Here is a 19,586-nt window from a genome sequence, read left to right as displayed (position 1 = left end):
CGAGGTGAAGCTGGCCCTGCAGGAGCTGCGGGACCTGGCGCGCGGCATCCACCCGGCGGTCCTGACCGACCGCGGCCTCGACGCGGCCCTGTCGGCGCTGGCCGCGCGTTGCACGGTGCCGGTGTCGGTGGACGTGGACCTGCCGGGCCGGCCGGCCGCGGCGATCGAGGGCATCGCCTACTTCACGGTGTCGGAGCTGCTGCAGAACGTGTCCAAGCACTCCCGGGCCCGGCGGGCCTGGGTGGAGGTGTGGCGGGCGGGTGACCGGCTGATGCTCCAGGTGCGCGACGACGGCGCGGGCGGCGCCGACCCGGCCGCCGGCAGCGGTCTCGCCGGTCTGGCCGAACGCCTCGGCGCCGTCGACGGCGTCCTCGCCGTCGACTCCCCCACCGGCGGCCCGACCTCCGTCACGGCCGAACTCCCCTGGCGGGCGTGACCCGCCCCGGCCGGACGGCACGCCCTCCGCACGGCCCCGGCCCCCCGCCCTCATGCTCTCCCGCCCCCCTCAGCCCTCAGCCCTCCCTCAGCCCTCAGCCGCCGGCTTCCGGCCGCCAGCCGTCACCACGCCCCCGGCCCTCGTGCTCTCCCGCCTCCCCTCCCCCGAACCCGAAACCCCCCTCCCCTCAGCCCCGTTGAAGCAGTCCGCTGAAGCAGTCCGTTGAACCCCCGCCACCTCCGCCGCGTCCCTTCTGCTGCGATGCTGGGGCACCCAGCCGCCGGCAGAAAGGCAGAAGAAGTGACGGACAGCGTGCGGGTGGTCATCGCCGAGGATTCGGTGTTGCTGCGCGAGGGACTGACCCGGCTCCTCACCGATCTGGGCCATGAGGTGGTCGCCCAGGTGGGTGACGGCGAGGCGCTGGTGAAGACGGTGGCGGAACTCGCGGACGAGGGGGCGCTGCCGGACGTGGTCGTGGCCGACGTCCGGATGCCTCCGACGCACACGGACGAGGGCGTGCGGGCGGCGGTGCGGCTGCGGAGGGAGCATCCGGGGATCGGCGTGCTGGTCCTTTCGCAGTACGTCGAGGAGCAGTACGCCACGGAGCTGCTGGCCGGGTCCAGCACGGGCGTCGGCTATCTCCTGAAGGACCGGGTGGCCGAGGTCCGCGAGTTCGTGGACGCGGTGGTGCGGGTGGCCCGGGGCGGTACGGCGCTGGACCCGGAGGTGGTGGCGCAGCTGCTCGGCCGCAGCCGGAAGCAGGACGTCCTGGCGGCGCTGACACCGCGCGAGCGGGAGGTCCTGGGCCTGATGGCGGAGGGGCGTACGAATTCGGCCATCGCGAAGCAGCTGGTGGTGAGCGACGGCGCGGTGGAGAAGCACATCGGCAACATCTTCCTGAAGCTGGGGCTCTCGCCGAGTGACGGGGATCACCGTCGGGTACTCGCCGTACTGACCTACCTGAATTCCTGAACAACTGACACCCTGTCAGATGGGGTGGACGCCGCCCCGTCCACCCTCCGGACCAGGAGAGATCGACAGAGGACCGGCCGCGGGTCGGGTGTGGCGCGGGAGCGACTCCCCACGACCGGTCGTCACCGAGAATGAGCACGGCGTGACCCTCCGGGTGGACCCGGCGGTTCACGGAGAGCGACAATTGACCGTATAAGTGGTGCGAGTGGGCGTCTCGAAACGAGGTCCACGATGCGAGAAGTCCCGGGAAGGCCCCCCTCTCGGACGTAGGGTGGCCACGGGGCGACCGGGATGCCGGCCGTCCCCCGAGCCTTCTCCGCGGGGACAGCCTCGACGGAGAGACCCTGCCGCGAGGGAGGTCCAGTTCAGTGACCAGCCAGGTCAGTAGCGAGGCCGGTGAGGCCCTGGTCGGGGAGCAGCGCAGCGCCCCGGCGACGGGCGAGCACGGCTCAGCGAAGGAAGTCCGCCGGCTCGACCGGGTGATCATCCGCTTCGCGGGCGACTCGGGCGACGGCATGCAGCTCACCGGTGACCGGTTCACCTCGGAGACGGCGTCCTTCGGGAACGACCTCTCCACGCTGCCGAACTTCCCCGCCGAGATCCGGGCCCCCGCCGGCACGCTGCCGGGCGTGTCCTCGTTCCAGCTGCACTTCGCCGACCACGACATCCTGACCCCGGGCGACGCCCCGAACGTCCTGGTCGCGATGAACCCGGCCGCGCTCAAGGCCAACATCGGGGACGTGCCGCGCGGCGGCGAGATCATCGTCAACACCGACGAGTTCGCCAAGCGCGCCATGGCCAAGGTCGGCTACGAGACCTCCCCGCTGGAGGACGGCTCGCTGGCCGGCTACCGGGTCCACCCGGTGCCGCTCACCACGCTCACCGTCGAGGCCCTGAAGGACTTCGGGCTGTCCCGGAAGGAGGCCGAGCGGAGCAAGAACATGTTCGCGCTCGGACTGCTCTCCTGGATGTACCACCGGCCGACCGAGGGCACCGAGAGCTTCCTGCGCCAGAAGTTCGCGAAGAAGCCCGAGATCGCCGAGGCGAACGTGGCCGCCTTCCGGGCCGGCTGGAACTTCGGCGAGACCACCGAGGACTTCGCCGTCTCCTACGAGGTCGCCCCGGCGACCCGGGCCTTCCCGACCGGCACCTACCGCAACATCTCCGGGAACCTGGCCCTCTCGTACGGCCTGGTCGCCGCCTCCCGGCAGGCGGACCTGCCGCTCTACCTCGGCTCGTACCCGATCACCCCGGCCTCGGACATCCTGCACGAGCTGAGCAAGCACAAGAACTTCGGCGTGCGCACCTTCCAGGCCGAGGACGAGATCGCCGGCATCGGCGCCGCGCTCGGCGCGGCCTTCGGCGGCTCGCTCGCGGTGACCACCACGTCCGGGCCCGGTGTGGCCCTGAAGTCCGAGACGATCGGGCTCGCGGTCTCCCTGGAGCTCCCGCTGCTGATCGTCGACATCCAGCGCGGCGGCCCGTCCACCGGCCTGCCGACCAAGACCGAGCAGGCCGACCTGCTCCAGGCCATGTACGGGCGCAACGGCGAGGCCCCGGTGCCGGTCGTCGCCCCGCGCACGCCCGCCGACTGCTTCGACGCGGCGCTCGACGCGGCCCGGATCGCGCTCACCTACCGCACCCCGGTCTTCCTGCTGTCCGACGGCTACCTCGCCAACGGCTCCGAGCCCTGGCGCATCCCCGACGTCGACGAACTGCCCGACCTGACCACGACGTTCGCCACCGGCCCGAACCACACCCTGGCCGACGGCACCGAGGTCTTCTGGCCGTACAAGCGCGACCCGGAGACCCTGGCCCGGCCGTGGGCGCTGCCCGGCACGCCCGGTCTCGAGCACCGCATCGGCGGCATCGAGAAGCAGGACGGCACCGGCAACATCTCGTACGACCCGGCCAACCACGACCTCATGGTCCGCACCCGGCAGGCCAAGATCGACGGCATCGAGGTGCCCGACGTCGAGGTCGACGACCCGGACGGCGCGAGCACCCTGGTCCTCGGCTGGGGGTCCACCTACGGGCCGATCACCGCCGCCGTCCGTCGGCTGCGGGTCGCCGGCCGCCCCATCGCCCAGGCCCACCTGCGGCACCTCAACCCCTTCCCGAAGAACCTCGGCGAGGTCCTCGAGCGCTACGACAAGATCGTGGTCCCGGAGATGAACCTGGGCCAGCTCGCCACCCTCGTCCGGGCGAAGTACCTGGTCGACGCCCGCAGCCACAACCAGGTCAACGGCATGCCGTTCAAGGCCGAGCAGCTCGCCGCGGCCCTCAAGGAGGTCATCGATGAGTGAGTCGCTGCTGCACCTGGTGCCCAAGGCCGAGGCCAAGCAGTCCATGAAGGACTTCAAGTCGGACCAGGAGGTCCGCTGGTGCCCCGGCTGCGGCGACTACGCCGTGCTCGCCGCCGTGCAGGGATTCATGCCCGAACTCGGCCTGGCGAAGGAGAACATCGTCTTCGTCTCCGGCATCGGCTGCTCCTCCCGCTTCCCGTACTACATGAACACCTACGGGATGCACTCCATCCACGGCCGCGCCCCGGCCATCGCCACCGGCCTGGCGACCTCGCGGCGCGACCTGTCGGTGTGGGTGGTCACCGGTGACGGCGACGCGCTGTCCATCGGCGGCAACCACCTCATCCACGCGCTGCGCCGCAACGTCAACCTGAAGATCCTGCTCTTCAACAACCGGATCTACGGCCTGACCAAGGGCCAGTACAGCCCCACCTCGGAGCTCGGCAAGATCACCAAGTCGACCCCGATGGGCTCCCTCGACGCCCCCTTCAACCCGGTGTCGCTGGCGCTGGGCGCCGAGGCGAGCTTCGTCGCCCGCACCGTGGACTCCGACCGCAAGCACCTCACCGAGGTGCTGCGCCAGGCCGCCGACCACAACGGCACCGCCCTGGTGGAGATCTACCAGAACTGCAACATCTTCAACGACGGCGCCTTCGAGGTCCTCAAGGACAACGAGCAGGCCAAGGAGGCGGTCATCCGCCTGGAGCACGGGCAGCCGATCCGCTTCGGCGCCGAGCTCGACAAGGGCGTCGTCCGCGACCCGGCCACCGGCGACCTGGAGATCGTCACGGTCACGCCGGAGAACGCGTCGCGCGTCCTCGTCCACGACGCCCACGCGTCCTCGCCGACGACCGCCTTCGCCCTCTCCCGCCTCGCCGACCCGGACACCCTGCACCGCACGCCCATCGGCGTCTTCCGGTCGGTCGAACGCCCGGTGTACGACACGCTGATGGCGGACCAGCTGGAGCAGGCGGTGGAGCAGCAGGGCAAGGGCGACCTGACCCAGCTGCTCACCGGCAAGGACACCTGGACGGTGGTGGGTTAGCTCCCACCCCGGTCAGCGTTGCGCTGCCTCGGCGAACGGGCCGAGGCAGCGCGGCTTTGCGGACCTGATCTGCCAGAGGGTGAGGCCTTCGAGGGCGGACGTCGAGGTGTCGTTCGCCCTGGCGTTGTACGACCTGGCCACGCCCTTGTACAGCATGTCGGTCACCATCAGCGCGTTCGCGACCGCGGCGCCCGTGACGCCGGCGTTCCTGCCGATCGCGGTGCGCAGCGCCTGCCCCAGCCAGAACAGGGTGTCGTACGTCTCGACGGCGAACCGGTCTACCCGGTCCGTGGCCGTGAGCCCGTAGCGCTCGCGGTAGGCGGCGGCGAACTCCTTCGCGGCCGGGACGGTGTCGGGATCGGTGTACCCCACGCCGAAGTACCAGCCTTCGGCGGCGGCCCCCGCGACGGTGAGGAACTCGGGCTCCAGCGCGTACTCGACGCTGCCGCACGGGCCCCGGAACCCCTGCTCCTTCAGTGCCCTGGCGCACAGGGCGGCCCGGCGCGGCGAGGTGCCCGCGTACATCACGCCCTGCGGGGAGGTGGCGAGCGCGGCGCGGACCGCCGGTCCGAAGTCCTCGCTGTCGGCGGCGACTTCGTGCGAGGTGACCGTGCCCCCGGCCGGCGGTGAGTTCTTCATGCTGCGGACGGCGGACCAGCTGTACGTGCCGCCGGCCCGGTCGTGGACGACCGCGGTGCGGCCGAGCCGGTGCTCGCTGAGGTAGCGGGCGAAGGGCACGATCAACGTGTCCGGGTGGGGGCGCAGTTCGTAGTATGTGCGCGGATCCGTCGACCCGCCGCGGACGACACCGGCGGGGACCGACGCGACCAGGCTCATCACCGTCACCTTCGCGGGGCCCATGACCTCCGCGGTCGCCATGGCGGTCTCCGTGGTCGTCGGGCCGAGGACGGCGACCAGCGCGCGGTCCTGGAGCAGGGCGCGGGCCGCGGTCGTGGACCGGCGGGGGTCCCCGCCGTCGTCCCGCACCTTGGGCACCAGGTCGAAGGGCCGGTCCGAGCGGGCGTTGAAGGTCTCCGCGGCGAGGCGCAGCCCGCGTTCCTGGGCCCGCCCGTCCGTCTTCCCAGGGCCGCTGAGGTCGGTCACCATGCCGAGGGTGTACGCGGCTCGCGGGGCCCCGGTGGCCCCGCCCGTCCCGGTGGCGGGGTCGCGGCCGAACAGCCAGGCGGTGAGGCCGCCGGCCGCGGCGACCGCCCCGGCCGAGCCGAGGACGAGGAGCCTGCGGCGCGAGGTCCCGGGCGGCGGCGCGGGGTCGAGCCGGGTGGGGTCGGCGACCGGCAGGTCGAGGACGCGGGAGGAGCGCCGGGCGATCAGCGCGGGCAGGCCGGGCGGCAGCCAGTCGCCCGCGGGCCCGGAGGCCGGGCCGAGCGCGGCCCGTACCTCGGCGGCGGTGGGCCGGTCGGCGGCGTCCTTGGCGAGGCAGGCCGTCACGAGGGGCAGCAGGGAATCGGGCAGCCCGTCGAGGTCGGGCTCCTCGTGGACGGTGCGGTAGACCACCGCGGCCACGCCACCGGTGCCGAAGGGGCGACGGCCGGTGAGGGCGTAGGCGAGGACGCAGCCGAGCGAGAAGACGTCGCTGGCGGGGCCGACCTCGCCGGCGCCCAGGGCCCGGGCCTGTTCGGGGGCGAGGAAGCCGGGCGTGCCGATCATCGCGTCGGTGGCGGTGAGCGCGGTCGCCCCGGTGACGCGGGCGATGCCGAAGTCGATGAGGCGGGGCCCGTCGAGGGCGAGCAGGACGTTGCCGGGCTTGACGTCGCGGTGGACGAGCCCGGCCTCGTGCATGTCGTGGAGGGCGTCGGCGAGCCGGGCGCCGAGGGCCCGGACGGCAGGCTCGGGCAGCGCGCCGTGCGCGTCGACGGCCTCGACGAGCGAGGGCCCGGGGACGAACTCGGTGGCCAGCCACGGTTCGCGGGCCTCCGGGTCGGCGCCGAGCACCCGGACGACCCAGCGGCCGGTGATCCGCTCGGCGGTGGCCGCCTCGCGGCGGAAGCGGGCGCGGAAGCCGGGGTCGGCGGCGTGCTCGGCCCGGATCAGCTTGAGTGCGGCGAGGGCACCGCCGGCGGTACGGGCGAGGTAGACCACGCCCATGCCGCCGGCGCCGAGCCGCCCGAGCAGCCGGTAGCCGGCGATCGTGGAGGGATCGGCCTTCCTGAGGGGCTGCACCGTCAGCTCTTCTTCGGCTTGTTCGGGGCGCCGGGCGCGCTGCCGATGAACTTGTAGGCGCCGTTCTCCACTCCGTAGACGAACGTGCCGACGCCCTTGAGGTCGCCTCGCTGGTCGAACTCGTAACCGCCCATCGCCCCGGTGAACCGCTGGGCCCGCAGGGCCTCCCACAGGCCCTTGCGGGAGAGCGGTCCCTTGCCGGCGCTGGTGGCGAGCCAGGCGGTGACCATCGTGACGAGGTCGAAGGACTCGCCCGTGTAGGGGGCGGGGACGGTGCCGTACCGCTTGCGGTACGCGGCGAGGAAGTCCTGCACCGGCTTGCGGTCGGCGGGCTTCAGCGCCTCGTTGCCGGCCCGCTGGACGGGGTCGACGACCGGCGCGCAGACGAACCAGCCCTCGGCGGCCCGCCCGGCCTCCTTCAGGAAGTACGGCCCGTAGGCGTCCTGGCCCGTGAACCTGGGTCCGGTGAAGCCGAGTTCCGCGAGCGCGCGGGCGGCGAGGACGGCCGTGGAGCGGACGCCACAGTGGATGTACGCGTCGATGCCGGCCTCGATCATTTCCCCGAGGATCTTCCGGTAGTCCCTGACCCGGCCGGGGATCACCCGGAAGTGCGGGGTGATGCCGGCCTGCTTGTAGCCGAAGCGGACGCCGCCGGTGTACTGCCAGCTGTAGACGTCGTCGGTGCGTTCCTGGAGCACGCCGGGGCGGCGGACCTGCGGCAGCAGGGTGGTGGCGAAGGCGAGGTACGTAGCCGCCATGATGTGGTTCGGGATGGCGCGCAGCACGGTGGTGTTGGAGTCCCCCAGGGTGAGCAGGTTGTAGCCGGCCGAGACGGTGAGGAGCGGCACGCCGGCCTCCTCGAAGGCGGGCAGCGCGGCCTGGCCCGCGGCGTCCGAGGTGGGGCCGAGGACGGCGACCACGGCGGGGTCGGTGGTCAGCCTGCGGGCGGCGGCGAGCGCGCCGCCGCGGTCGCCCCGCTCGTCGGAGACCTTGAGTTCGAGGGTGATGGGCTTGCCCTTGTGCAGGGCGTTGAACTGCTCGACGGCGAGGCGGGCGCCGCGCTCCTGGGCCCGTCCGATCTCCTTGTCGGGCCCGGACAGGTCGGCGAGCAGCCCGATCGCCCAGGTGTCCCGGGCCTTCGGTGCGGGGGATTTGCCGTCCTTCCCGGTGTCGTCGCGCCGGGAGGCGGCGAGGGCGTAGGCGCCGCCGCCGGCGGCGAGCACGGCGGCTCCGGCGCCGAGCAGCAGGAAGCGGCGCCGGCTGGGCTCGGGCGGCGGGGCCGTGGGGGCGCCGGGGGCGGTCGCGTCGATGGCGGGGAGGGCGAGCATCGCGGCCGAGCGGGTGGCGATGGTGGTGACGACGGGCGCGGGCAGCCAGTCGGCGGCGGTGCCGGGGGTGTCCTCGGTGAGCCGGGCGGCGAGCTCCTCGGCGGTGGGCCGTTCGGCCGGACGCTTGGCGAGGCACTGCCGTACGAGGTCGAGCAGCCCGTCGGGTACGCCGGCGAGGTCGGGTTCGTCGTGGACGGTCCGGTACAGCAGGGCGTCCAGGCTGCCGCTGCCGAACGGCGGCCGGCCGGTGGCGGCGAAGGCGAGGAGGCAGCCGAGGGCGAAGACGTCGGCGGCGGGGCCGATCTCGGCGGCGCGGGCCTCGGCCTGTTCGGGGGCGAGGAAGCCGGGGGTGCCGACGACCATGTCGGCGGAGGTCAGGGCGGTCTCGTCGGTGACGCGGGCGATGCCGAAGTCGATGAGCCGGGGGCCGTCGACGGCGAGCAGGATGTTGCCGGGCTTGACGTCGCGGTGGACGAGTCCGGCCGCGTGGACGGCGGAGAGGGCGCGGGCGACGGCGCCGCCGAGGATCCGTACGCTCCGCTCGGGCAGCGGGCCGTGGGCCCGTACGGCCTCGCCGAGGGAGGGGCCGGGCACGAAGGCCGTGGCCATCCAGGGTTCGGGGGCGTCGGGGTCGGCGCCGATGACGGGGACCGCCCACGGGCTGGCGACCCGGCGGGCGGCCTCGACCTCGCGGCGGAAGCGGGCCCGGAAGTCGGGCTGGTCTGCCTGGTCGGCGAGGGTGACCTTGACGGCGGCGAGTTCGCCGGTGTCGGTGCGGCCGAGGTAGACGACCCCCATGCCGCCGGCGCCGAGCCGGCCGAGGAGCCGGTAGCCGGCGAGCCGGGACGGGTCGGAGGGAAGCAGCGGCTGGAGGGCGCCGGGCTCAGGGGCGCCGGGGCCGGCGGCGGGCTGGGACATCGGGCTCACGACTGGGCTCCCCACTGCTTCCTGATCCGCTCCTGCATGAGGACGTTGGCGCGCACCTGGTCGGAGTTGGTGACCGATTCGGTGTAGCCGGGTGCCCCCTTGACGACGCTGGCGAGGGTGACCTGCCCGATGCGGGTCTGGTACCAGGAGTAGTACTGCGGTTGCTTGAAGGCGTCGTTGTGGTAGTCGCCGCGTTCGAGGACGGAGTCGGCGGTGGTGGCGTTGCCGTTCACGCCGTAGGGCGTGCCGAGGGACATCAGCCCGGTGATGCGTTCGTTCTCGCGCAGCCGCTGGTCGGGGCAGCGCAGCGCCTCTTCCAGGGTCTCGGCCAGCTCCCAGTCGGCGTCGGACTCGGTGCGGTGCACGGTGACGGTGGCGGCGACCCGCAGCGGTCCCTTGCCTCCGGCGGCCGGGATCTCGCTGTAGGCGGTGACGCTGGCCAGGACCGTACGGGGGCGGGCGCCGCCCTCCCAGGTGCAGTCCTTGTCGAGCACCGGCCAGGAGCCGGGGGCGCTGAGGTACGGGGCGCGCTTGACGTAGTCGGGGCCCCAGCTGTCGGGGCCGGCGACGACCGCGAGGGCGAGCCGTTCGGCGTCGGCCGTGGTCTTCGGCGCGCGCGACGGGTCGAGGCGGAGGTCGACGGCGGTCGGGGTGGGGCTGGGCGCCTGGGTCCCGGGCGCCGGGGCGCTCGTACCGCCCTTTCGGTCCCTGCCGTCACCGCCGGCGGGTTTTCCCCCGCCGTCCTCCGAACAGCCCGCCAGGAGCAGTGCTCCGCCCGCCGCCAGCGCGCCGCAGGCGCGCAGCAGTCTTCGGCTCACGTCCGACACGTGTCCCCCCACATATGGTCATGGTTCCCCCGCATGTGAGCAGATCGTACGGCCCGGGGCCCCAACGGGCCCTGCCTACAACATCATTGGGTCCTCATCGGGACGATTCGCGGACGCTGTCGTAGCGTTCGCGTGCCTCCTCGACGGCGGCGAGCCGCCGTTCCGTCCACCGGGCCAGGCCCCAGACCTGCCGGGCGGCCTCGCGGCCGAGGGCGGTGAGGTCGTAGTCGACGCGGGGCGGGATGACGGGCCGGGCGTCGCGGTGGACGAAGCCGTCGCGCTCCAGGGTCCGCAGGGTCTGGGCGAGCATCTTCTCGCTGACCCCGCCGACGGCGCGGCGCAGCTCGCCGAAGCGGTGGGGGCGTTCGAGCAGCAGGGCGAGCACGAGGACGCCCCAGCGGCTGGTGATGTGCTCCAGGACCAGGCGGGAGGGGCACATGCGGTCGTTGACGTCGGGCTTCCTGGCGCCCGGCTGCGCCGGGTCACTTACCTGCATGCCAGTACCTTACTTTAAGGTGGGTACTTACGAAAGGATAGCGCCAGTCGTACGGTGAGTGCGTTGCCCTCGACCGCACCACATCTCCAGGGAGAACCATGAGCATCGTCGTCACCGGAGCCACCGGACAGCTCGGCCGTCTCGTCGTCGACGCCCTCCTCGCCACCGAGCCCGCCGGATCCGTCGTCGCCGTCGTCCGCGACAAGGCGAAGGCCGCCGACCTGGCCGAGCGCGGCGTCGAGCTGCGGGTCGCCGACTACTCCGCGCCCGAGACGCTGGCCGGCGCCTTCCGGGCCGGCGACCGGGCGCTGCTGATCTCCGGCAGCGAGGTCGGCCGGCGCGTGCCCCAGCACGCCGCCGTGATCACCGCCGCCAAGGCCGCGGGCGTCGCCCAGCTCGCGTACACCGGCATCCTCGGCGGTCCCGCGGCCGACTTCGTCCTGGCCGAGGAGCACCAGGCGACCGAGCGGGCGATCCTCGACTCCGGACTGCCGTACACCTTCCTCCGCAACGGCTGGTACACCGAGAACTACACCGCGAACCTCGCCCCCGTCCTCGCCCACGGCGCCGTCGTCGCCAACGCCGGCGAGGGCCGGGTCGCCTCCGCCGCCCGCGCCGACTACGCCGCCGCGGCCGCCGCCGTCCTGACCGGCCCGCTCGACGAGCACCTGGGCCGGGCGTACGAGCTGAGCGGCGACGTGTCCTGGTCCTTCGCCGAGTACGCGGCCGAGGTGGCCCGCCTGTCCGGCCGGGAGATCGGCTACACGAGCGTGCCGGCCGCCGCCCACCTGGAGATCCTCGTCGGCGCCGGCGTGCCGCAGCCCTTCGCCGAGATCCTGGTCGACGTCGACGAGGCCGTGGCGCGCGGCGCGCTCGCCGCCCGCGGCGACGACCTGTCCCGGCTGATCGGCCGCCCGACGACGCCGATCGCGGAGACGATCGCCGAGGCGCTGGCGGGGCAGGCACCGGCGACCCCGACGCCCGCGGCTTCGTGATCCGCGGGCGGCCGTCCGGGCGGGGTGTGCCCTCCGGGCGGGGTATGCCGTCCGGGCGGGGTGTGCCGTCCGGGCGGGGTGTGCCGTCCGGACGGGGTGTCCCGGCTCCATGATCCGTCAGGACCGTATGGCGATACGGACATGACAGCGGGCCCTCGCGGCGCTACCTTCGTGAGGAGCGCGGCGCAGGGCCGGCAGGGGCAGGAGGTCCGGTGGAGACGGAGCACGATCAGCGGGCGGAACGAGCGGGACTGCTCTACGGCATGGCCGCCTATGGCATCTGGGGCCTCTTCCCCCTCTACTGGCCGCTCCTCGAACCCGCCGGAGCGGTCGAGATCCTCGCGCACCGCATGGTCTGGTCGTTCGCCGTCGTCGGCCTCGCCCTGCTCGCGCTGCGCCGCTGGAGCTGGGTCCGCGACCTGGTGCGCACCCCGCGCCGGCTCGGCCTGATCGCCCTCGCCGCCGCCCTCATCACCGTGAACTGGGGCGTCTACATCTGGGCCGTGAACGCCGGCCACGTCGTCGAGTCCTCGCTCGGCTACTTCATCAACCCGCTGGTCAGCATCGCCCTCGGCGTGCTCGTGCTGAAGGAACGGCTCCGGCCCGCCCAGTGGGCGGCCGTCGGCGTCGCGGTCCTCGCGGTGGTCGTCCTCGCCGTCGGCTACGGGCGGCTGCCGTGGATCTCGCTGGTCCTCGCCTGCTCCTTCGGCACGTACGGCCTGGTGAAGAAGAAGGTCAACATCGGCGGCCTGGAGTCGCTGGCCGCCGAGACCGCCGTCCAGTTCCTGCCCGCCCTCGGTTACCTGCTGTGGCTGGGCTCGCAGGGCCGCTCGACCTTCGCCTCCGAGGGCACCGGCCACGCCGTGCTGCTCGCGGCGACCGGTGTGATCACCGCGGTCCCGCTCGTCTGCTTCGGGGCGGCGGCCATCCGCGTGCCGCTCTCCACGCTCGGCCTGCTCCAGTACCTGGCGCCGGTCTTCCAGTTCCTGCTCGGCGTCCTCTACTTCCACGAGGCGATGCCGCCGGAGCGCTGGGCGGGCTTCTCGCTGGTGTGGCTGGCCCTGACGATCCTCACCTGGGACGGCCTGCGGACGGCGCGGCGCAGCCGCGAGGCCTTGGCGGCCGCGGAGGCGGAAGCGGCGTCCGCGGCGGAGGCGATGCCCGCGGGCGCACCGGCGTCCACGGCCGCACCGGCGTCCACGGCAGTACCGGCGTCCGCGGCCGCACCGGCCTCCAGTGTCGGACCGGCGGAGGCCGCACCGGCGCAGGCCGTGCCCGCGGCCACCGCTCCGGTGGCCGCGGTGACGGCCTCCGTCGAGCCGGCGCCGCCGGCGCGGCCCGGCCGCTGACGTCCGGCGGGCCGCCCCGCCCGTGACCGGGCGGGGCGGTCAGGTCGCCAGGAGGTCGTACTCGCGGATCAGCCAGCAGACGGCGGTCAGGCGCAGGGTCGCGAAGTCGTGGCCGGCGGGCTCCGTCCAGGCGACCTCGGCGAGCCGGTCGGTGAAGCCGAGGACGTAGTCGGCGAGGTCCTCCCGGCGGACGCTCCGGTTCGGCGAGGCGTGCGGCGAGCTGCTCGGCACACCCTTCGGCGGACCGGCGAGCGCGCCGTTCCACGAGCCGTTCCTCGCGCCGTTCCACGAGCGGTTCCACGAGCCGTTCCACGGGCGGTTCTTCGAGCCCCGTTGCGCCGGGATGAGCGCGTCGCGCACGGCCGCCGCGTGCTGGTCGACGGCGGCCACGAGACCCGGATCGGCGGAGAGTTCCGAGAGCCGGGTCATGTACGTGGCGGCGACACCGACCAGGGGGCAGTCGGGCGAATCGTTCATGTCCTCACATTAGGCGCGGAACGCGCGCCCCGGACCGTGACGTCGGTCGCAGATCACCAGGGGCCGTTGTCAGTGCCGGCCCCTATAAAGGGGCACATGACTGCCATCCACTGGAAGCTCGTCATCGACGCGACGGACCCGCACGCCCAGGCCGGGTTCTGGGCCGCCGCCCTCCGCTACCGGGAGGAGGACCACAGCGCCCTGGTCTCCCGACTGCTCGGCATGGGCGCCGTACCGCCCGACGCCACCGTCACCGTCCACGGCCGGCCGGCCTGGCGCGACCTCGCCGCCGTCCGCCACCCGGACGAACCCTTCGACCCGGACACCGACGCCGGCCTCGGGCACCGCATCCTGTTCCAGCGGGTGCCCGAGCCGAAGACCGGCAAGAACCGTCTCCACCTGGACCTCCATCCGGGTCCCGACGCCCGCGAGGCCGAGGTGGCCCGCCTGGAGGAGCTGGGCGCGAAGGTCGTGCGGCAGGTGGCGGAACAAGGCGGCTCGTGGACGGTCATGGCGGACCCTGAGGGCAACGAGTTCTGCGTGCAGTAACGCCTTCCGCCCGGGCCCCCCACCTCCGGGCGGCGGCTCAGGCCGCCGCCTCCGCCGCCCGGCCCTGGGCCTCCGCCCGGCCCTGGGCCTCCGCCGGGACCTGGACCCGGGCCTGCTCCCGTACGACGCGGCGGCGCCGGGCCGGCATGCCCAGGGTCGGGTTGGCGACGCCCCAGGCCGCGCCCTTGCAGATCAGCTCCTTGTAGGTCGCGGCCAGGCGGCCCGTCAGCGCCTTGTCGACCGCCCGGTCGTCGGCGGTGACGAACTGGATCAGGCCCTCCTTGCGGCCGAGGGAGATGCACTGCTGGGCGTAGCGGATCCCGATGGCCGGGACCTTGGCGCCGGTGAGACGGGCGGCGATGGCGTCGGCGGCCTGCCAGGCCATGGGGACGCCCGAGGCGCAGGACATGCGGAGCGGCTTGTCGCCGGGGCCGTTCGCCAGGGCCGCGTCGCCGACGGCGTACACGTCGGGGTGGGAGACCGAGCGCATCGTGCCGTCGACGACGATCCTGCCGTCCTCGCCCAGCTCCAGGGTCGTGGCCTCGGCGATCGGGTGGACGGCGAAGCCGGTGGTCCAGACGGTGACGTCGGCGGGGATGGCGGCGCCGTCGGCGGTCCGCACGGCGTCCGCCGCCACGGCGGCGACGGTGGTGTGCTCGTGGACGGTGATGCCGAGCCCGTCGGTGACCTTGCGCAGGTGGGTGCGGCCCTTCTCCGACAGCCAGTCGCCGAGCCCGCCGCGCACGGCCAGGGCCACGTCGAGGTCCGGACGGGCCTCGGCGATCTCGGTGGCGGCCTCCAGACCGGTCAGGCCGCCGCCGACCACGACCACCGGCCGGCCCGCGTCCAGGGCGGCGAGGCGGTCGCGGAGGCGGAGGGCGCCGGGGCGGCTGGAGACCTCGTGGGCGTGGGTGGCGGCGCCGGGGACCCCACCGTCGTTCCAGCCGCTGCCGAGGGCGTAGACCAGGGTGTCGTACGCCAGCTCCTCCTGCCGGCCGAAGACGGTCGGGGCGCCGGGCGCGGCGGCGGTGACGGTCACGGTCCTGCGGTCCACGTCCACACCGGTGACCTCGGCGAGCTTCAGCTCCACGCCCGTGCCCGCGAACATCTCGTCGAACGGGCGGGGCCGGAGGTCCTGTCCGGCGGCGAGCTGGTGCAGCCGGACGCGCTCGACGAAGTCGGACTCGGGGTTCACGAGGGTGATGGTCACGTCCTCGCGGCGCAGCCGCTTGGCGAGACGGCCGGCGGTGACGGCTCCGGTGTAGCCGGCTCCGAGGACGACGATGCGGTGCTGCATGGCCCTGCTCCTGTCTGTGCGGGTCGGTCCGCCCTGTCTTGCGCGGCGGTGTCGACCCTTGAACCGGACAGCGCGTCGTTTCCTGACAGGATCGGGATGTGACCTGCGCCACATGCCACCGTGGTGAGAAAACCCCAGATCAGCCCCCCATACCCATCGGCCAGACACGCGCGAGGAGGGCTGTCAGGGCACGGACAGCTGTCAGAGCACGTACAGAGGCTCCCCGTGGTCCGCCGCCGCCCACTGCTCGGTGGCGCGGACGAGCTTGTCGGGGTTGACCTGGCTGCGGATCGCGACGATGCCGCCCTCCCCGACCTCCAGGCAGGTGATCCCGACGACCCGGCCGTCGACCACGGCGACGACGGCGGGCCCGCCGTTGGCGGTCGTGGCGTAGATCTCGGGCACGCCGCCGACGAGGGCCCGCTTGGCGGGTGCGGGCTTGAACAGACCGCGCAGGAACGTGGCCACGGCGAGCGCGCCCTCGAACGCCTTCGCACGGGCGGGGACCTTGCCGCCGCCGTCACCGACCGCGACGGTGTCCTGGGTGAGAAGCCGCACGAGGGGTTCGGTGTGGCCGCTGGTGGCCGCGGCCAGGAACTCCTCGACGATCCGCCGGGCGGCGGCCTCGTCGATCTCGGTGCGCGCCTTGCCCGCGGCGACGTGCTTCCTGGCCCGGTGGAAGATCTGCTGGCTGCCGGCCTCGGTGATGTCGAGGATCTCGGCGATCTCCCGGTGCGGATAGTCGAAGGCCTCGCGCAGCACGTACACGGCGCGCTCGTTCGGCGAGAGCCGCTCCAGCAGGACGAGGACGGCGTACGAGACGGACTCGCGCTGCTCGGCGGTGTCGGCGGGACCGAGCATGGGGTCACCGGCGAGCAGCGGCTCGGGCAGCCACCTGCCCACGTACGTCTCGCGCCGGGCGCGGGCCGAAGTGAGCTGGTTGAGGCAGTAGTTGGTGAGGACCTTGGTGAGCCAGGCCTCGGGCACCTCGATCCGCCCGACGTCGGCGGCCTGCCAGCGCAGGAACGTCTCCTGCACGGCGTCCTCCGCCTCGCTCGACGAGCCGAGCAGCCGGTAGGCGATGGCCTCCAGCCGCGGCCGCGCGGCCTCGAACCGGTCGACGTCACTCGTGATCAGGGCCATGCCGGCGATCCTATAGAGCGGCGGGCGCCCCGGGAGGGGGCAGCCGGCGGGATCGCGGAGATCGCTTCGTACCATCGGGCGCCATGGCCACCTTCGTGCACCTCACTCCCGCCGCGTACACCGCCCGAATACGCCGGAACGGCGTGCGGGCCGCCGGCCACGGCCGCGGGACGGTCAACGCGGGCGTACGCGGCGTGTACGTGTTCCCCGTGCTGCCCTCGTACACCCTGACCCATCAGTGGCTGCGCGAACTCGGGCGCCGCCCGGGGCCGCGGGGCCTCGTCGCCGTGCACGTCCGCCTCCCGGACGGGGAGCCGGTGACCGTCGGACGCTACAGCGACCGGGAGCCGGTGCGCACCACGGCGGCGGAGGCGGTGCGGCGGATCGGCGCGCTGGAGGATGCCCGCGGGTGGGAGGTGTTCCTGCCGCGGCCGGTCGCGCGGGGCGAGGTGCGGCAGATCCGCCCGGTCCGGCAGGTCCACGGCTGGCGCTACTTCCCCGACGCGCACGGCGTCACTCCGTGCACGTGCGACGGCTGCCGGGTGCGCGGCGAGTACGGCTCGCGCAGGCTCCGCGCCCGCCGCCCGCACCCCCTGGACGGCCCGCCACCGGCGCCGCGCATCCTGCTCGACCGCCTGGACCAGGCGGAGTCCCGCGACGACCGGGCCGCGCTCCGCGAGATCCTCCACTGGTACGGGCTCCGCCGCCGGGGCCCGCTGTCCCGCCTGGCGACCCTGGCCGGCCATCCCGACCCGATCGTACGAACCGCCCTCGCGGAGGCGGTGGCGGGCTGGTCGACGCCCGGAGTGGACGCGCTCCTGCGGCAGTCGGCGGGGGACGGCACGCCCGAGGTCCGCCGCGCGGTCGCCGCACACGCCGCCTACCGCGAGCCGGCCGAAGCCACCGCCCTCCTGACGATCCTGGCCGCCGACCCCTCCCCCGCCGTCCGCGAAGCCGCCGCCGACTCCCTCGCCGAGCTCGACACGCCCGAAGCCGCGTCCCTGCTGGCGCACTTGGCGAACGACCCGGCACCGGCAGTACGCGAGGCGGTGGCGGCGTACCTGGACGAATGACGGCACGGGTCCGGGGCCGGGAGGCCCGGACGGTCAGGAGCCGTCGGAGGCGTGCGCCACGAACCCGGCCCAGGCGGCGGGACCGAACGCGAGACAGGCGCCTTCGGAGTCCTTGGAGTCACGGACGTGGACGGTGGTGGGGGTGGCGGCGATTTCTACGCAGTCGTTGCCGTTGGGGCCGTCGCTGTAACTGCTCTTGAACCAGCGCAACTCGCTGTTGTCGATCATGTCTCTCCCAGCAGTCGTTCCACGAAGTCCCGTGACTCCGCAGGAGTGAGGGCCTTGGAGCGGATAATGCCATAGCGCAAATCAAGGAGCCGGAGTCGTTTGAGGTCGGAGACGGGGCGGCCGTTGAAGTCGCCGTCCATGCGTCCCACCGACGTTCCGTCCCCGAACTTGAGGATCGCGATCCGTCCCGCCGCGCCGGGATGGTCGGCGCGCTCGGTCGGCATCACCTGGATCTCGACGTGGGGCAAGTCGCCCACCTCCAGCAGATGCTCGAGCTGACGGCGCAGCACCATTCTCCCTCCGATGGGCCGCCGCAGCGATACCTCTTCGAGGACGAAGCTGAACTCGGGTGCGGGCGTCTTCGCCAGGACCGAGCGACGGGCCACACGTGCCGACAGGTACCGGTCGAGCTCCTCTTCCTCGTACGCCGGCCGCCATGTGCGCAGCATCGCCTGTGAGTACTCGTCGGTCTGCAGGAGGCCGTGGACGGTGAAGTTGGAGTACAGACAGAACTCGACCGCGCGTGCCTCCAACTTCGCCAGGTCCCGTACCTGCTTCGGGTAACGGACCTCTTCGACGTCCCGCTTCATCGCCGAGACCAGCCCGCCCGCGCCCAGCGCCGCGTCCGCCTTGTCCAGGTACTCGGGGCGCGGGATCCGGGCGCCGCGTTCGATCTTGCGGATCAGGTCCTCGCCGTAGCCGATCAGCGCACCGAACTCGACGGCGCTCAGCCCCTTCGCCTCGCGCCACAGCCTGATCTGCCGGCCGACCGTGGCGACCACGGCAGCACCCGACTCGTCACCGGGCTCCACTTCCCACCCGGCGTCCTCGGTCGCCGTACCGTCCGCTTCGTTCACGCTCATGCGTGCCCACCTCCTTCGGGCAAGCCCTTCCCGGAGCGGCGCGCGGGACAGTCGGGACACGACCGGACAGTCTCGGGACAGTCACCGTACGTAAGGGCATGTTCGATGGGCAGCGTAGGCAGGCGCCGCCACGCTGGGTGACATGAACGAGGAATCGGCCCGACTCCTGGCGCCCGTACGCCAATTCGGAATCCAGCTCTCCGCCACGCCCAGGGGTGCGCGGCTGGCCCGCCTGCTGGCGGTCGAGCAGTTGCGTTCGTGGGGGTTGGAGGCGGTGGCGGACACGACGGCCCAGATCGTGGCGGAGCTGGCGGCCAACGCCGTGACGCACGGCCGCGTGCCGGGCCGGGACTTCCGGCTCGCGCTGGTGGCGAACGGCGCGGTCCTCAGGATCGAGGTCACGGACACCCGGGCCGACCGGCTCCCGCGGCGTGAACGGCGGGACGGGGCGGAGTCGGGTCGAGGACTGGTGCTGGTCGAGGCCCTGTCACGGGACTGGGGCGTACGGCTGGGGCCGACACCGCGGAAGACGATCTGGTCGGAGGTGCCGCTGCGTTGAGGTGTCGGGGGGCGTGGGGGTTACGGCGGGCGGAGGGCGCGGTAGGGCTTCTGGGGTTCGTGGGGCGGGCCGTGTCTGGTGGGCTTCTGGTGCGGCCGCCCTTGTTCCGAGTGTGGCTCCCTCCACCACCGCGTCAAGGGCGCTCCCTGGCGGTCGCGTCGCTTCGCGATTCCGCTTCGCTCCACCCTTGACCCGGTGGCTCCGGGAGCCTTTTCACACTCGGAGGGCGGCCGGGGGCGGGCCCGCGCGGGGGCGTTCGGGGGTGGCGGGGCGCCGTGGGCGGGTGGCGGCTGCGTGGGTGGGGGCGTGTGGCGGGGCTTGGTGGGGCGGTGTGCGTCGTGGACGGTGCGCGGTAGTGGAGTGGGGTGCCCATTCCCGGCTTAGCGGCCTGCGGGTTGTTGTTTTGGCGGGGGTGCATGCCCCGCTGGTCATTCCCGGTGGGTGGAGAGGAGGAGGCGGGGGCGAGCAAAGTGGGATCTCGACGGGCCTTGATCGCCTCCCAAATCACAGCAGTTCACTGTTGTCACACGCAGGC

At 73.4% G+C, this 19,586-nt stretch carries 18 protein-coding genes; 9 read left to right on the top strand and 9 right to left on the bottom strand.

The features are described from left to right. From ESG85_RS15785 to ESG85_RS15770, 4 genes are all read left to right on the top strand, one after another. Positions 1-436, top strand: a 436-nt coding sequence (locus tag ESG85_RS15785) for a sensor histidine kinase (protein ID WP_342781352.1), incomplete at its 5' end; no start/stop codon positions are given. A 312-nt stretch (positions 437-748) separates the two neighbouring features. Next, positions 749-1,408 carry a response regulator transcription factor gene (locus ESG85_RS15780; RefSeq protein ID WP_128979757.1) on the top strand — a complete coding sequence of 220 codons (660 nt, stop codon included), beginning with the start codon at positions 749-751 and terminating at the stop codon, positions 1,406-1,408. 368 nt (positions 1,409-1,776) lie between these two features. Beyond that, positions 1,777-3,714: a 2-oxoacid:acceptor oxidoreductase subunit alpha gene (locus ESG85_RS15775; protein WP_128979751.1), complete on the top strand. Its 1,938-nt coding sequence runs from the start codon at positions 1,777-1,779 to the stop codon at positions 3,712-3,714. Next, entirely contained in the window at positions 3,707-4,759 is a 1,053-nt protein-coding gene (locus ESG85_RS15770; RefSeq protein ID WP_128979750.1) for a 2-oxoacid:ferredoxin oxidoreductase subunit beta, read from the top strand. Before ESG85_RS15775 ends, ESG85_RS15770 begins: the two co-directional genes overlap by 8 nt. Before the next feature lie 12 nt (positions 4,760-4,771). On the opposite strand, the gene ESG85_RS15765 is transcribed toward ESG85_RS15770, so the two are convergent. The 4 genes from ESG85_RS15765 to ESG85_RS15750 form a co-directional block, all read right to left on the bottom strand. After that, the gene (locus ESG85_RS15765) at positions 4,772-6,940 is read right to left on the bottom strand and encodes a bifunctional serine/threonine-protein kinase/ABC transporter substrate-binding protein (RefSeq protein ID WP_128979748.1); all 2,169 of its coding nucleotides are present in this window, start codon (positions 6,938-6,940) and stop codon (positions 4,772-4,774) included. A gap of 2 nt (positions 6,941-6,942) precedes the next feature. Next, entirely contained in the window at positions 6,943-9,186 is a 2,244-nt protein-coding gene (locus ESG85_RS15760) for a bifunctional serine/threonine-protein kinase/ABC transporter substrate-binding protein (RefSeq protein WP_128979755.1), read from the bottom strand. A 5-nt stretch (positions 9,187-9,191) separates the two neighbouring features. Next, positions 9,192-10,013 carry a hypothetical protein gene (locus ESG85_RS15755; RefSeq protein WP_246095062.1) on the bottom strand — a complete coding sequence of 274 codons (822 nt, stop codon included), beginning with the start codon at positions 10,011-10,013 and terminating at the stop codon, positions 9,192-9,194. Between the two features lie 103 nt (positions 10,014-10,116). Then, positions 10,117-10,518, bottom strand: a complete 402-nt coding sequence (locus ESG85_RS15750; protein WP_128979746.1) for a winged helix-turn-helix transcriptional regulator — start codon at positions 10,516-10,518, stop codon at positions 10,117-10,119. Between the two features lie 98 nt (positions 10,519-10,616). Here ESG85_RS15750 and ESG85_RS15745 point away from each other — a divergent pair, with 98 nt between their 5' ends. Together ESG85_RS15745 and rarD are read left to right on the top strand one after the other, a co-directional pair. Continuing rightward, the gene (locus tag ESG85_RS15745) at positions 10,617-11,513 is read left to right on the top strand and encodes an NAD(P)H-binding protein (protein WP_128979744.1); all 897 of its coding nucleotides are present in this window, start codon (positions 10,617-10,619) and stop codon (positions 11,511-11,513) included. A 263-nt stretch (positions 11,514-11,776) separates the two neighbouring features. After that, positions 11,777-12,862: an EamA family transporter RarD gene (gene rarD, locus ESG85_RS15740; protein ID WP_246095063.1), complete on the top strand. Its 1,086-nt coding sequence runs from the start codon at positions 11,777-11,779 to the stop codon at positions 12,860-12,862. Between the two features lie 39 nt (positions 12,863-12,901). Here the strand turns inward: rarD and ESG85_RS15735 are convergent, their stop codons facing one another. Further along, the gene (locus ESG85_RS15735; RefSeq protein ID WP_128979740.1) at positions 12,902-13,339 is read right to left on the bottom strand and encodes a DUF6401 family natural product biosynthesis protein; all 438 of its coding nucleotides are present in this window, start codon (positions 13,337-13,339) and stop codon (positions 12,902-12,904) included. A 96-nt stretch (positions 13,340-13,435) separates the two neighbouring features. Between ESG85_RS15735 and ESG85_RS15730 the strand changes: the two genes are divergently transcribed. Beyond that, positions 13,436-13,888 carry a VOC family protein gene (locus ESG85_RS15730; RefSeq protein WP_128979738.1) on the top strand — a complete coding sequence of 151 codons (453 nt, stop codon included), beginning with the start codon at positions 13,436-13,438 and terminating at the stop codon, positions 13,886-13,888. A gap of 37 nt (positions 13,889-13,925) precedes the next feature. Here ESG85_RS15730 and ESG85_RS15725 read toward each other — a convergent pair whose 3' ends face one another. Beyond that, positions 13,926-15,185 (bottom strand): NAD(P)/FAD-dependent oxidoreductase, encoded by a 1,260-nt coding sequence (locus ESG85_RS15725; RefSeq protein ID WP_128979735.1) that lies wholly within the window; start codon positions 15,183-15,185, stop codon positions 13,926-13,928. Positions 15,186-15,386: 201 nt separating this feature from the next. Continuing rightward, positions 15,387-16,328 (bottom strand): RNA polymerase sigma factor SigJ, encoded by a 942-nt coding sequence (gene sigJ, locus ESG85_RS15720; protein ID WP_128979733.1) that lies wholly within the window; start codon positions 16,326-16,328, stop codon positions 15,387-15,389. An 83-nt stretch (positions 16,329-16,411) separates the two neighbouring features. Here sigJ and ESG85_RS15715 point away from each other — a divergent pair, with 83 nt between their 5' ends. After that, positions 16,412-17,401: a HEAT repeat domain-containing protein gene (locus tag ESG85_RS15715; protein WP_128979732.1), complete on the top strand. Its 990-nt coding sequence runs from the start codon at positions 16,412-16,414 to the stop codon at positions 17,399-17,401. A 33-nt stretch (positions 17,402-17,434) separates the two neighbouring features. On the opposite strand, the gene ESG85_RS15710 is transcribed toward ESG85_RS15715, so the two are convergent. Further along, positions 17,435-17,629: a DUF397 domain-containing protein gene (locus ESG85_RS15710; RefSeq protein WP_128979730.1), complete on the bottom strand. Its 195-nt coding sequence runs from the start codon at positions 17,627-17,629 to the stop codon at positions 17,435-17,437. Then, positions 17,626-18,492, bottom strand: a complete 867-nt coding sequence (locus ESG85_RS15705) for a helix-turn-helix domain-containing protein (protein WP_128979728.1) — start codon at positions 18,490-18,492, stop codon at positions 17,626-17,628. The genes ESG85_RS15710 and ESG85_RS15705 overlap by 4 nt, the downstream gene beginning before the upstream one ends. 142 nt (positions 18,493-18,634) lie before the next feature. Between ESG85_RS15705 and ESG85_RS15700 the strand changes: the two genes are divergently transcribed. Continuing rightward, the gene (locus tag ESG85_RS15700; protein ID WP_128979726.1) at positions 18,635-19,051 is read left to right on the top strand and encodes an ATP-binding protein; all 417 of its coding nucleotides are present in this window, start codon (positions 18,635-18,637) and stop codon (positions 19,049-19,051) included. The last annotated feature ends 535 nt before the right edge of the window (positions 19,052-19,586 follow it).

The sequence above is a fragment of the Streptomyces roseicoloratus genome, from assembly GCF_004117935.1.
In the GTDB taxonomy this organism is placed as follows: Bacteria; Actinomycetota; Actinomycetes; order Streptomycetales; family Streptomycetaceae; genus Streptomyces; species Streptomyces roseicoloratus.
This window is presented reverse-complemented; position numbering and strand designations above follow the sequence as displayed.